Below are 12,515 nucleotides of genomic sequence, written 5' to 3' on the forward strand. Positions count from 1 at the left end.
CCGGCGCCGCGGCCGGGCCGGACGGCTCGGCCGCCGGGGTGGAGGTCCCGGCCGCCGCGGAGGACGGGCCGGCAGAGGCCGCCGGGTGGGTGCGGTGGCGGGGGACGACGGCGACCGCGAGCGGCCGGATCCCGGCCGCGTCGAGGACGGCGCGCATCTCGTGCAGCTCGGCCGCGGCGACCCGGCCGGCGGGGAGGACGAGCACGACGGCGTCGCCGCGCTCGGCGCGCTCCCGCCACACCCGCGCGGGGGCCAGCGGATCGGCGACCTCGAGGCGCACGCGCGCCCCGTCGTCGTCCTGAGCGGCCGCGGCGACGGTCGCCTCGACATCGCGCCGGACCAGCGCGGCGGCGACCTCGTCGGCGAGGGCGGCCACCGCCGGTCGCTCGCCGGGAGCGGGGGTGACCAGGACGGCGCGGACCGGGCCCTCCTCGGCCCGCCGCTCGAGCCGCCGGGCCAGGAACGTCGCCGGGGAGCCGGCCATCTCGCTGCGCCCGGCGCGGCCGGGCTGCCGGGTCAGGACCTCGACGTCGGCCCCCCACGCCCGGCGCACGTCCTCCGGGGTGTGGACGGCGGTGTCCACCCGGCTGCGGACCACCGCGGCGGCGAGCCCCAGGAACTGGCCGACGAGCAGGCCCAGGCCGATGACGAACAGCGCCACCGGAGCGACCGGCGACGTGGGCGTCGCGGCGGGGTCGGTGACGGTCAGCGTGACGGGGCGGTTGCCGGAGGCCGGCGTCTCCAGCTGCTCGACGACCACCGTGAGCTGCTCGGCGACGGCGTCAGCGATCTCCGCGGCCTGCTGCGGGTCGCGGCCGCTGACGGTGATCCCGACCTGCGAGGTGTCCGCCGGGTTGGTCGCCCGCACGCGGTCGCGCAGGTCGGCGAGGGACTCCTCGAGCCCCAGGTCGTCCTTCACCGGGCCCAGGACCGACTCGCTGGCGACGACGTCCGGATAGCTCTTGATCCGCTGCTGGACGAAGCCGGCGCTGTTCGGGATGGACGGCGAGACGGAGACGAACACCCGGGCGGACGCCTCGTAGGTCGCGGGTGTCGCCGCGACGACCAGCGCGCCGACGAGGGCGCCGAGAACGGTCGCGCCGACCCACACCACCCAGTGCCGGTGGAGCGCGGCCAGATAGTGGCGCAGTTCCATGTCGCTTCCCCCTGCTCGTCGCCCGAGCACCCTCGTGCGGGCGTGCATGCGCCGGGGACCGGTGCTCGGCACCGGCGGGCTCCCGGAGCCTCGTCGATCGCGATGCTAGGGGCGCGCGGAGCCGGTCCGGCCCCCTCCGGGGCGGTCCTCACCCGGAGGGGGCACGCCGGGGCCCCGCCGCGGCCGGCCGCGCCACCGGAAGGGGTGAAGCTCTCGCCGGAGGTCACCGTGCGTGACCTGGTTCGGCTAACTTCCTCGCTGCTGCCGCAGCCGGACGCCGATGAGAGGCGCCCGGTGCTCACGCTGGGTGATCCGGCCTCCGTTCACCACGAGGCCGGGGCGGCGACGATCGGGGGATCGCAATGACGGTGGTCGGCTACGCGCCTGGTGCCTACGACCTGTTCCACATCGGGCACCTCAACATCCTCAAGCACGCCGCGGAGCACTGCGACCGGCTGGTGGCCGGCGTGGTGGCCGACGAGGTGCTGCTGCAGACCAAGGGCCGGCTGCCCGTCGTCCCGCTGGCCGAGCGGCTGGAGATCGTGCGCAACCTGCGCTTCGTCGACGCGGTCCACGCCGAGACCGTGCCGGACAAGATCGACACCTGGCGCGAGGTCGGCTTCCACGTCATCTTCAAGGGCGACGACTGGCGGGGCACGCCGAAGGGCGACCGCCTGGAGCGGGACTTCGCCGCCGTCGGCGTGGAGGTGCGCTACTTCCCGTACACGATGCACACCTCGAGCACGGCGCTGCGCAAGGCGCTGGCGGTCCTGGCCTCCTGAGGCGGGGCACCGAGGCCGGGGCTGGGGCCCCGCCGGCCCTCAGGCGCCTTATGTGGGTTGCTCGCGGCAACTGATCCCTTGACATGAGGGCGCCTCTGCGGCACGTACGCGGTTGTCGAAGACCGTTCGCCCCGCAGAGGCGTCCCTCATGCTTCCCACTGAGGACTTGTTCGTCTACGTGTACGTGCTCGTCGATGACGCGGTCGCCGCCGGCGAGATCGCCATTCCGCACCGACCCGGTCCGGCGCCGGCCTGCAGCGACGCCGAGCTGCTGACCATCGCGCTGATGCGCCACCTGCTGGGCCGGCGCAGCGAGGCCGGATTCCTGGCCGAGGTAGCCCGCGACTGGGCGGGCCTGTTCCCCCGGCTGCCGCACCAGTCGGAGGTCAACCGGCGCACCCGCTGGCTGTGGGCGGCCTTCGAACAGCTGCGCGCCACGCTGGCCGCCGCAGTGCCCCCCGATGACTGCGCCCAGGTAGATACCACCGCACTGCCGGTCAAGCACCCCTCTCGGGTGCGTGGCCCCGACGGCTGGACGGGCCCCAACGATCTGGTGGCCCGCTTCGGCCGCGACGCCGCACACGCCGAGTGGTTCTACGGCTTCCGGCTCGCAGTCAAGACCGACCTGGGCTCCCGGATCGTGCGCGCCTGGAGCATCGTGCCCGCTGCCACGGCCGAGCGAGAGGCCGCCGCCGACCTGCTCGAGCTGGGGCCTGCGCCGCGGAACCTGCTGGCCGACAAGGGCTTCAACGGCCGACCCTTCGCCGCCGACCAGGCCGCCCGCGGCACCGCCGTACTCACCCCACCGACCAAGGCCCAACGCGTCGGCATGCCCCGTTGGCTGCAGGCGGTGATCGCCTGCTGGCGCAACCGCGTCGAGGTCACCTTCGGCGAGATCACCGACCGGATGGACCTGGCCCGCCACGGCGCACACACCTTCTGGGGGCTGCTGACCCGCACCGCCGCCACCATCGCGGCACACACCCTGCTCCGCGTCCATCTCACCGACCCCGGCGCCGCATAGGCGACTCACATAACGCGCCCTCAGGCGGGCGGCGTCCAGGCCCAGGCCCGCACGTAGTCGATGGACACCGTCCCCGACACGTCGGCCGCCGGGCCCACCCGCTTGGTCTCGGTCTGCAGCGACCAGTACATCGGCACCTGCGGAACGGCCACCGGGTCGGTGGTCCGGTACTCGACCCCGTCCAGCGCGAACGTCACGGAGTCCGGCCGCCACTCGATCACGGCGGTGTGCCACTCCAGCAGCGTCTGACCGGTGTCGGCGATGAAGGCGTTGACGTGCGGGTTCGGGCCGATCTCGTGCGCGAAGCCGTGGATCTCCTCGCCGGCGTCGAGGTAGGCCTCGGGGAAGTTGAGCTCCCCGTCGTGCCAGTCGTCGTCGTCCGGCCACAGCAGCCAGGCGATCTTGTAGCCGGGGAGCGCGTCGGCGCGGAAGCGGACCTCGTACCGGCCGTACGTCTGTACGTGCGGGACCGGCGTGACGGCGGCGACCAGCGGCTGGCCGTCCTCGGTGTGCAGCGTCTTCCGCAGCACGCCGTCCGACACCGAGACGACGCGGTCGCTGTCGTACAGCCCGTGCCCGGACGTGTCGCGGGTGCCGTCGTACTCGGCCCACCCCGGGTAGACCCGGTCGAACTCGCCGGGTGCGGCCGGGGTGGTGAAGTCCTGGTCGATCGTCAGCGTCCACTCGCTGCCCACGGCGTCGGCGGGCGCCGGCGCGACCGTTCCCGAGCCGGACGGCGCGACCGCCTCGGGCGGGGACGGGGTCGGCGGCGATCCCTCCGCCGGGTCCTCGGGCGAGCCGCCCACCCGCGCCGCGGTGATGGTGATCCCCACGAGCAGCCCCACCGCCGCCAGGTAGAGCCGCGGGAGGCGCGCGGCAGCCCCCTGCCCCCGTGACCGCATGTACCGCCCCTCCGAGACCCGATGTCGGAACCCGATGTTGCCGGACGGTGACCCTCCGTCCGCGCTCGGCGCGCAGGACCACCTGATCGGAGGACGCCGTCCAGCGGCCGTCGCCGGCCGTCTCCCGTGCGGCCGCTGCCGCTGTCGGATCCCGGGACTAACCTGGGTCCCCGGTCCCCCGCGCACCCGGCGCGTCGTGTGTGGCCCCGGCCTCTCAGGAGTGATCCACCCGTGTCCCTGCGCGGCGTGCTCGACGTCGTCCTCACCGACCCCGGCCTGGCCCGCGTCGTGGCCGCGGCCGGGAACGCGGAGCTGGCGGTCACCGCCCCTCCGTCGGTCCAGCCGCTGGTGGCCGCGGCCCTCGCCGCGCAGGCGCCGGGCGCCGGCGTGCCGGTGGTGGTCGTGACGGCGGGGGAGCGTGACGCCGACGCCGTCGCCGACCAGCTCCGCTGCTTCCTTCCCGGCCGGCGCACCGAGGTCTTCCCCGCCTGGGAGACGCTGCCGCACGAGCGGCTGTCCCCGCGCGCGGACACCGTCGGTCGCCGGCTGGCCGTGCTGCGCGACCTCACGCACCCCGGCGACAACGGGGTCATCGACGTCCTCGTCGCGCCGGTGCGCAGCGTGCTCCAGCCGCTCACGCCCGGGCTGGGCGACCTGGTGCCGGTCGAGCTCGCGCCCGGGGACACCGCCGAGCTGGAGGACGTCGCCCGCGCGCTCACCGACGCCGCCTACACCCGCGTCGACCTGGTGGAGAAGCGCGGCGAGTTCGCCGTCCGCGGCGGGCTGCTCGACGTCTTCCCGCCGACCGAGCCGCACCCCGTGCGCGTGGAGTTCTGGGGCGACGAGGTCGACGAGCTGCGCTACTTCTCCGCCGCCGACCAGCGCTCCCTCGACGAGCGGCCCGACCGGCTGTGGGCCCCGCCGTGCCGCGAGCTGCTGCTCACCCCCGAGGTGCGCGAGCGGGCGGCCGCTCTGGCTCACCAGCACCCCGGGCTGCTGGAGATCCTCGGCAAGCTGGCCGAGGGGATCGCCGTCGAGGGCATGGAGTCGCTGACCCCGGCGCTGCTGGGCGAGGCGCAGATGCAGCTGCTCACCGACCTGCTCCCGACCGGCACCCACGTGCTGGTGTGCGACCCCGAACGGGTGCGCAGCCGCGCCGCGGACCTGGTGCGCACCGCCGAGGAGTTCCTCGCCGCCTCGTGGGCCACCGCCGCCGAGGCCGGGGAGGCGCCGCTGGACCTCGGCGCGTCGTCCTTCCGCGACCTGGCCGACGTCGAGGCCGCCGCCCGCGGCCGCGGCCTGCCCTGGTGGAGCACCGGCGCGTTCACCCTCGCCAGCGAGGACGACGACACGCACGTCACCCTCGACGCGACCACCGTCGAGCGGTTCCACGGCGACCAGGGGCGCGCGATCGACCAGATGCGCGGCTGGCAGCGCCAGGGCTGGCGGGTCGTCGTCACCTTCGCCGGGCCCGGCCCCGCCCAGCGCGCCGCCGACCAGTTCGCCGAGGCAGACCTCGGCGCCCGGTTGGTCCCGGACATCGCGACGGCCCCCGAGCCGCGGCTGACGCACATCACCCAGGGCAACCTCGAGGCCGGGTTCGCCTTCCCGGGCGTGGGGCTGGCGCTGCTCACCGAGCACGACCTGACCGGGCAGCGCGGCACCTCGATGCGCGACGCGGTGAAGATGCCGGCCCGCCGCCGCAACGCCGTCGACCTGGTCCAGCTGCAGCCCGGGGACCTCGTCGTCCACGAGCACCACGGCATCGGCCGGTACATCGAGATGGTCAGCCGCACCGTCAACGGCGGGCAGCGCGACTACCTGATCGTCGAGTACGCGCCGTCGAAGCGGAACCAGCCGCCGGACCGGCTGTTCGTGCCCACCGACGCGCTCGACCAGCTCACCCGCTACGTGGGCGGAGAGGCCCCGGCGCTGTCCAAGCTCGGCGGCGCCGACTGGCAGAAGACCAAGGGCCAGGCCCGTCGGGCGGTCAAGCAGATCGCCGCGGAGCTGATCCGGCTGTACTCGGCGCGGATGGCGACCACGGGGCACGCGTTCGGCCCGGACACCGTCTGGCAGCGCGAGCTCGAGGACGCCTTCCCCTTCCACGAGACCCCCGACCAGCTGGCCGCGATCGACGAGGTCAAGGCCGACATGATGAACCCGGTGCCGATGGACCGGATCATCTGCGGCGACGTCGGCTACGGGAAGACCGAGATCGCCGTCCGGGCGGCGTTCAAGGCGGTGCAGGACGGCAAGCAGGTCGCCGTCCTGGTGCCGACGACGCTGCTCGCGAACCAGCACTTCAAGACCTTCTCCGAGCGGTTCGCGCAGTTCCCGGTGACGGTGAAGGTGCTCTCCCGCTTCCAGTCCGACGCCGAGAGTTCGGAGACGCTGCGGCAGCTGGCCGCCGGGGAGGTCGACGTCCTGGTCGGCACCCACCGGCTGCTCCAGCCGACCACCCGGTTCAAGGACCTCGGCCTGGTCGTCGTCGACGAGGAGCAGCGGTTCGGCGTCGAGCACAAGGAGTACCTGAAGACGATGCGGACGGCGGTCGACGTCCTGTCGATGTCGGCCACCCCGATCCCGCGGACCCTGGAGATGTCGCTGACCGGCATCCGCGAGATGTCGACGATCCTCACCCCGCCCGAGGAGCGGCACCCGGTGCTGACCTACGTCGGCGCGTGGGACGACAAGCAGATGGCCGCCGCGATCCGTCGCGAGCTGCTGCGCGACGGCCAGGTCTTCGTCATCCACAACCGGGTGCAGTCGATCGACAAGGCCGCGGCCAAGATCCGCCGGCTCGTCCCCGAGGCGCGGGTCGCCGTGGGCCACGGGCAGATGAAGGAGCACGAGCTCGAGCGGATCATGGTCGGCTTCTGGGAGAAGGAGTACGACGTCCTGGTGGCGACGACGATCGTCGAGTCCGGCCTGGACATCCCCAACGCCAACACCCTGGTCGTCGACCGCGCCGACACCTTCGGCCTCTCCCAGCTGCACCAGATCCGCGGCCGGGTGGGTCGTGGTCGCGAGCGGGCCTACGCGTACTTCACCTACGACCCGTCGCGGCCGCTGACCGAGACGTCGGTGGACCGGCTGACCACGATCGCGCACAACACCGACCTCGGCGCCGGCATGGCCGTGGCGATGAAGGACCTGGAGATCCGCGGTTCGGGGAACCTGCTCGGCGGCGAGCAGTCGGGGCACATCGCCGGCGTCGGCTTCGACCTGTACGTGCGGCTGGTCGGCGAGGCGGTGGCCGACTACCGCGCCCAGGTCACCGGCGAGGAGGTCCCGGCCGAGCCGGCCGACGTGCGGGTGGACCTGCCGGTCGACGCGCACCTCCCGCACGACTACGTGCCCGGCGAGCGGCTGCGGATGGAGGCCTACCGCAAGGTGGCGTCGGTGCAGTCCGACGAGCAGGCGCAGGCGGTGCTCGACGAGCTGACCGACCGCTACGGCGCCCCGCCGGCGCCGGTGCTCAACCTGCTGGCCGTCGCCCGCTTCCGCGCGGCGGTGCGGCGCTTCGGGGTCACCGAGGTGTCGATGCAGGGCCGGGCCATCCGGATCTCGCCGGTGCCCCTGCGCGAGTCGCAGCAGATGCGGCTGGCCCGGCTGGCCGACGGCGCCACCTACAAGGCCGCCGTCGACACGATCTCCCTCAAGGTGCCGGTCGGCCCGGACCGGCGGACGCCGCTGCGCGACGTCACCCTGCTGGAGAACCTGCACGCGCTGCTGACCGCCGTCCTCGAAGTGCCGGTCGCCGCGGCGTCCTGAGGCCCGTCGGCGGATCTGCTCGGTGCCTGCGCCGTGCGTTCCACCGTGTGTGGCACCCTCGCCAACTGTGCAGACGCGTCGCCTGACCGCATCGCTGGCCGTCGGCCTGGTCGCGCTGGCCGGGCTGGCCGGGTGCCGGACCTCGCCCAACGTCGCGGCCTACGTCGCGGAGGAGCGGGTCACCGTCGCCGAGCTGGAGGCGGCGGTCGACGAGCGGCTCGCCGACCCCGCCCTCGCCGCGGCGACCGCCGGCCGCGAGGACGAGTACACCCGGCTGGTCCTCACCCGGCTGGTGCAGGCCGAGGTGTACGACCAGGTGGCCGCGCAGTTCGGCGTCACCCCGGACGACGCCGAGGTCCAGGCCCTGCTCGACGAGCTGATCGGCGACCAGGACCCCGAGGCGCTCTACCAGCAGGCCGCGGGCCAGGGCGTGGGCCGGGCCGACGTCTTCGAGACCGTCCGCCAGCAGCTGGTGCGCCAGCGGATCGCGGAGGAGGAGGGCCTGAGCGAGGAGGTCAGCGAGGAGGAGCTGCGCGCGCGGTACGAGGAGGCGCTGCCCTCGCTGTCGCAGGTCGCGCTCGGGTACATCACCGTCCCCGACCAGGTCGCCGCCGACGCCGCGGTCGCCACCCTCACCGCGGACCCGTCCGCCTACCCCACGATCGCGGCGCAGTACCCGGGCGCGACCACGCTCGCACAGGTCCAGCCGCGGTCCCGGGACCAGGTGCCGTCGGCGATCGCCGACCAGGTCACCACCGCGGCGCCGAACACCGCGTTCACGGTCACGGTCCCGGAGGTGACCGGCGTCCTCGTCGTCTTCGTGGGCCAGCCGGTCGCCCCCAGCTTCGAGGAGGTCCGACCCGACCTCGAGGCCGACGCCCAGGCCGCGGGCGACCAGGCGGCGCAGGAGCTGGTCGCCGAGGTCCGGGCGGACCTCGACATCACGGTCAACCCGCGCTTCGGCGTCATCGAGGAGGGCTCGATCGTGCCGGCGGAGGACGGCGTGGTGGACATCCTCGACGGCGCCGGCGACGCCGGTGGGGACACCGGTCCGGCGGCTGCCGGAGACTGACCGCGTGCCCGTCGCGCTCGCCGTCACCGTCAGCCCGTCCCTCCCTGGCCTCCTCGGACCCGCCGGCTGGCGGGCGCTGGCCGGCGACCGGCCGGTGGTGGCGCTGCCGGGCGCGGCGGCCACGGCGCAGGCGCTGCGCGCCGCGGGCTGGCGGGTCGAGGACGTTCCGGACGCCGTCGCGGCGGCCGCCCACCCCGACGAGGTGGTCGCCCTGGTGTCCGGCGAGGCGGTGGACGCCGACGAGGTCGTGGACGGTGCCCCGCTGCCCCCGGGCGCCCGGTTGCTCGACGTGGTCGCGGTCATGGACCGGCTGCGCTCGCCCGGTGGCTGCCCGTGGGACGCCGAGCAGACGCACTCCTCGCTGCGCGGCTACCTGCTGGAGGAGGCGCACGAGGCCTACGACGCGATCGTCGACGACGACGCGGCGGCCATGCGCGAGGAGCTCGGCGACGTGCTGCTCCAGGTCGTCTTCCACGCCCGCGTCGCCGCCGAGGCCGACCCCGACCGCCGGTTCACCATCGACGAGGTGGCCGGCGACCTGGTCGACAAGCTGGTCCGCCGGCACCCGCACGTGTTCGGCGACGCCGGCCCCCGCGACGTCGCCCAGGTCGAGGCCGGCTGGGAGGAGATCAAGAAGGCGGAGAAGCAGCGCCGGTCGCCCACGGAGGGCGTCGCCCGGTCGCAGCCGGCCGCCTCGTGGGGCGCCGCGCTGATCCGCCGGGCCGGCCGGGCCGGGCTGCCGGTGCCCGAGCCGGCCGAGCTGTCGGCCCGCAGTCCCGAGGAGCTGGGGGAGCGGCTGCTGGCGGTGGTCAGCGGCGCGGCCCAGCGCGGCTGGGACGTCGAGGACGCGCTGCGCGAGGCGGTCCGCCGCTACGCGGGCGAGCTGGACGCCGCCGTCGAGGGATGACCGCGCCCCGGCTGCGGGGCTGGTGCGGGTGTAGCCCGTCAGCAGGTCACTCGTCCTGCTCGAACGGCTCGACTGCCCCCTCTCCGAGGTGCCATCCCCGTCCGGGGAGCACTTCGCGGCGGGAGGGTCAGCAGTGCGGCGAGTCGGCTGGAACCGCTCGGCGACGCGCTCGGCGTGGGGGGTGGATCCGTCCCCACCGCACCGATACCAGGGCTCCTTCCACAGTCGCAAACACTGTCCACAGGCTGCATCTGCGCTGTTCAGCGACACCACCGGTTGCTAAGATCGAACACGTGTTCGACGTACTCTCTCGCGACCTCGCGGACCTCGGCCTCCCGTCCGGGTTCGAGGCGCGGATGACCTCCGCGCTCGTCGGCGAGTGGTGCGTCATCGACGCCGTCCAGCCGGAACTGCGGTGGGGCGTCGCCTGGCTCATCGAGGGTTCTGGGCCACACGCGACGAGCGGTCGGCCCGACGACGGTGCTCCGACCGCCGACGCCGCCGAGGCGGAGTTCGCCGAGCTGCGCCGGCTGCTCGACGCCGGCGCGGAGCCACTGCAGCGGGCGTCGACGGCGGCGCGCGCGATCGCGCAGGCGACGGGGGCGATGGTGACGTCGTTGGCCGAGTTCGCCCGTTGCCGGCCGGCGGCTCGGCTGGACCGGCAACCCGGGGAGCAGGGGGCCATGTCAGCAGCCACCCGCGCGGCTCGGCCGGCAGTGCTCACCGAGGTGAGCGAGTGGGCGGTCGACGAGGTGGCACCGACGCTGCGGATCAGCGCCGTGGCCGCGACGGTGCAGCTCGCCGAGGCCCTGGTGCTCGACGAGCGCCTCCCGATGACGCTGGACCTGCTGTCCCGCGGGGTCCTGAGCCCGGCCCATGCCCGCCAGATGGTCGCGATCGTCGGCCCGGTCGCGGACGACGGCCTGCGCGCCGAGATCGAGGCGCACGTGCTGGGTCTGCTGGGCCGCAAGACCCCGCCGCAACTCGGCGACTGTGCCCGGCGGATCGTGCTGCGCCGGGACGCCGAGGCCGCGGCACGCAAGCTGGTGGCCGCGATCCGCGGGCGGGGTGTCCGGCTGCACGACCGCCGCGACGGCACCGCGACGGTGGCCGTCGACCTGCCGCTGCCGGCCGCGGCGGCGATCTACCGGCAGCTGGAGGCCTACGCGGATCAGGTGCGCGTCGAGGGTGACCAGCGGACCAAGCAGCAGCGGATGGCCGACTGCCTGCAGGACCTCGTCCTGCGGCCCGGCGAGCACGGCATGCCGCCGGTCACCATCGCGCTCACGCTCGTCGCCACCCTGGAGACGATGCTCGGCGGCGCCGAGCCGGGGCAGGTCGACGGGCAGGTGGTGCCGGCCGAGATGGTCCGCGAGCTGGGCTACGCCTTCGGCCTCCTGCCGCGCCCCGCGCCCGACGTGAGCGCGCTGCCGGACGACGCCTCGGCGACCGGGCCGGAGCCGGTTCCGTCCGCCTCGGCGCCGGTCGACCCACCCGCCGGTGAACCGGAACCGCGGATTCCCGCGGTGCCCCCACCTGCTGAACCGGGACCACCGGGCGGTCCTCCCGACCCCACTCCGGTGGCGGACCGGACGCTCACCGAGTGGCTCGCGCTGGCTGCGGCACGGCACGCGGCCGCGGTCCGCGACGGGCTCGCCGGGGCGAGGGAGGCGGTCCTCGAGGGCGTCTGGACCGACGGGGAGCTGCGCGGTGCTGGACGTCGGTGCGTTGATCGGCGTGAGCGACCTCGACCGAACCGCACTGGCGCACCGGCCACACGTCGCCATCGTGGACAAGCTCCGGGGCGGCCTGGTGGCGCTCACCGACGCCGCGGGCATCCGCCGTGGTGCGGCGCTCGGCCCGCCACCGGAGACCGACGGCTACACGCCCGGTGCCGTGCTCGACCGCTTCGTCCGGCTGCGCGACCGGCGCTGCCGCTTCCCGGGCTGTCGGCGCCGGGCCCGGACGTGCGACCTGGACCACCGGCTCGAGTGGCCCGAGGGGCCCACCGCCCACCACAACCTCTGCTGTCTGTGCGAGCACCATCACCGGCTCAAGCACCAGGCTCCGGGCTGGCGCTTCGACGAGGCCGACGACGGCGGGCTGGCGGTCACCATGCCCAACGGCGAGGTCCTGGTCAGTCACCCACCGCGGTTCGGCACCGACCTCGACCTCCCGCCCTACTAGGGTCCGCGCCGGTGGGCCCGACCCCCGAGGCGGGAGCCCGGCCCACCGGCGCGCGGCACTCAGCCGGCGGAGGGCGCCGGACCGTAGGTCAAGTGCGCCACCCCGTTGCTCAGGCGCTCGGCACCGAGAAGCGACAGTGGCGTCCGCGGTGCGCCGTCGGGGAACAGCCGGATGCCCGTCCCGACGGCGACGGGGTAGACGTACAGATGCAGCTCGTCGACCAGGCCGTCGGCCAGCAGGGCCCGCACGAGCGTCGCGCTGCCGCTCACGTAGAGGTCACCGGCCTCCTCGATCTTGAGCGCCCGCAGACGCTCGGCGTCGTAGCCGCCGACCACCGTCGAGTTGGACCACACGGCCTCGGCGTCGGCGAGGGTGGAGGACACGACGTACTTGCGGGTCTCGTTGAAGAACGGAGCTCCCGGGTCGTCCTCCACGGTCCGGGTCGACCAGGCCGGCGCGAACATCTCGAAGGTGGTGCGGCCGAGGAGGATGCCCGACGACGAGGCGGTGAGGCCGCCGATGGAGGTGGCCAGGTCGTCGGGGAAGCCGTAGTCCATCGTCCACATGGGTGCGTCCACGACACCGTCGACGGTGGTGAACTCGTGCACCTTGATCGCGCCCATTGCCTGCTCCTCAGCTGGTCGGCCGGCGCGGGCTCACGCGCCGGTCGGGTGGTCGTTGCTGAGGAGACGATGGCGGACGCCGGTT

At 74.5% G+C, this 12,515-nt stretch carries 9 protein-coding genes and 1 pseudogene; 7 read left to right on the top strand and 3 right to left on the bottom strand.

Annotation, left to right across the window (positions count from 1 at the left end; all coding sequences use genetic code 11):
• Window positions 1–1,156 (bottom strand): YveK family protein (locus tag MY526_RS15830; protein ID WP_436704436.1); only part of this gene is annotated, 1,156 nt, incomplete at its 3' end.
• 362 nt (window positions 1,157–1,518) lie between these two features.
• Between MY526_RS15830 and MY526_RS15835 the strand changes: the two genes are divergently transcribed.
• Together MY526_RS15835 and MY526_RS15840 are read left to right on the top strand one after the other, a co-directional pair.
• Window positions 1,519–1,938, top strand: coding sequence for an adenylyltransferase/cytidyltransferase family protein (locus MY526_RS15835; RefSeq protein ID WP_436704437.1), 420 nt, complete (start codon window positions 1,519–1,521; stop codon window positions 1,936–1,938).
• A gap of 148 nt (window positions 1,939–2,086) precedes the next feature.
• Window positions 2,087–2,962: a transposase gene (locus MY526_RS15840; RefSeq protein WP_436704438.1), complete on the top strand. Its 876-nt coding sequence runs from the start codon at window positions 2,087–2,089 to the stop codon at window positions 2,960–2,962.
• A 20-nt stretch (window positions 2,963–2,982) separates the two neighbouring features.
• Here the strand turns inward: MY526_RS15840 and MY526_RS15845 are convergent, their stop codons facing one another.
• Entirely contained in the window at window positions 2,983–3,864 is an 882-nt protein-coding gene (locus MY526_RS15845; RefSeq protein ID WP_436704440.1) for a family 16 glycosylhydrolase, read from the bottom strand.
• Between the two features lie 231 nt (window positions 3,865–4,095).
• Between MY526_RS15845 and mfd the strand changes: the two genes are divergently transcribed.
• The 5 genes and pseudogenes from mfd (at window position 4,096) to MY526_RS15870 (ending at window position 11,807) form a co-directional block, all read left to right on the top strand.
• Complete coding sequence (mfd, locus tag MY526_RS15850) at window positions 4,096–7,641, top strand: transcription-repair coupling factor (RefSeq protein WP_436704442.1); 3,546 nt, start codon at window positions 4,096–4,098, stop codon at window positions 7,639–7,641.
• Window positions 7,642–7,708: 67 nt separating this feature from the next.
• Window positions 7,709–8,713 (top strand): peptidyl-prolyl cis-trans isomerase, encoded by a 1,005-nt coding sequence (locus MY526_RS15855; protein WP_436695089.1) that lies wholly within the window; start codon window positions 7,709–7,711, stop codon window positions 8,711–8,713.
• A 4-nt stretch (window positions 8,714–8,717) separates the two neighbouring features.
• Window positions 8,718–9,620 carry a MazG family protein gene (locus MY526_RS15860; protein WP_436695091.1) on the top strand — a complete coding sequence of 301 codons (903 nt, stop codon included), beginning with the start codon at window positions 8,718–8,720 and terminating at the stop codon, window positions 9,618–9,620.
• Between the two features lie 683 nt (window positions 9,621–10,303).
• Window positions 10,304–10,939: pseudogene (locus MY526_RS15865) on the top strand (DUF222 domain-containing protein); the annotation flags it as partial.
• 391 nt (window positions 10,940–11,330) lie between these two features.
• Window positions 11,331–11,807 carry an HNH endonuclease signature motif containing protein gene (locus MY526_RS15870; RefSeq protein ID WP_436704444.1) on the top strand — a complete coding sequence of 159 codons (477 nt, stop codon included), beginning with the start codon at window positions 11,331–11,333 and terminating at the stop codon, window positions 11,805–11,807.
• Window positions 11,808–11,866: 59 nt separating this feature from the next.
• On the opposite strand, the gene MY526_RS15875 is transcribed toward MY526_RS15870, so the two are convergent.
• Window positions 11,867–12,430: a dihydrofolate reductase family protein gene (locus tag MY526_RS15875; RefSeq protein WP_436695095.1), complete on the bottom strand. Its 564-nt coding sequence runs from the start codon at window positions 12,428–12,430 to the stop codon at window positions 11,867–11,869.
• Window positions 12,431–12,515: the final 85 nt, after the last annotated feature.

It is taken from the genome of Geodermatophilus sp. CPCC 205761, from assembly GCF_051383655.1.
Taxonomy (GTDB): domain Bacteria; phylum Actinomycetota; class Actinomycetes; order Mycobacteriales; family Geodermatophilaceae; genus Geodermatophilus.

Excerpts from the sequence above, each read along its gene's own strand:
- MY526_RS15835 (WP_436704437.1), top strand. The coding sequence starts at position 1,519 with ATGACGGTGGTCGGCTACGCGCCTGGTGCCTACGACCTGTTCCACATC.
- MY526_RS15840 (WP_436704438.1), top strand. The coding sequence starts at position 2,087 with ATGCTTCCCACTGAGGACTTGTTCGTCTACGTGTACGTGCTCGTCGAT.
- MY526_RS15845 (WP_436704440.1), bottom strand. The coding sequence starts at position 3,864 with ATGCGGTCACGGGGGCAGGGGGCTGCCGCGCGCCTCCCGCGGCTCTAC.
- MY526_RS15875 (WP_436695095.1), bottom strand. The coding sequence starts at position 12,430 with ATGGGCGCGATCAAGGTGCACGAGTTCACCACCGTCGACGGTGTCGTG.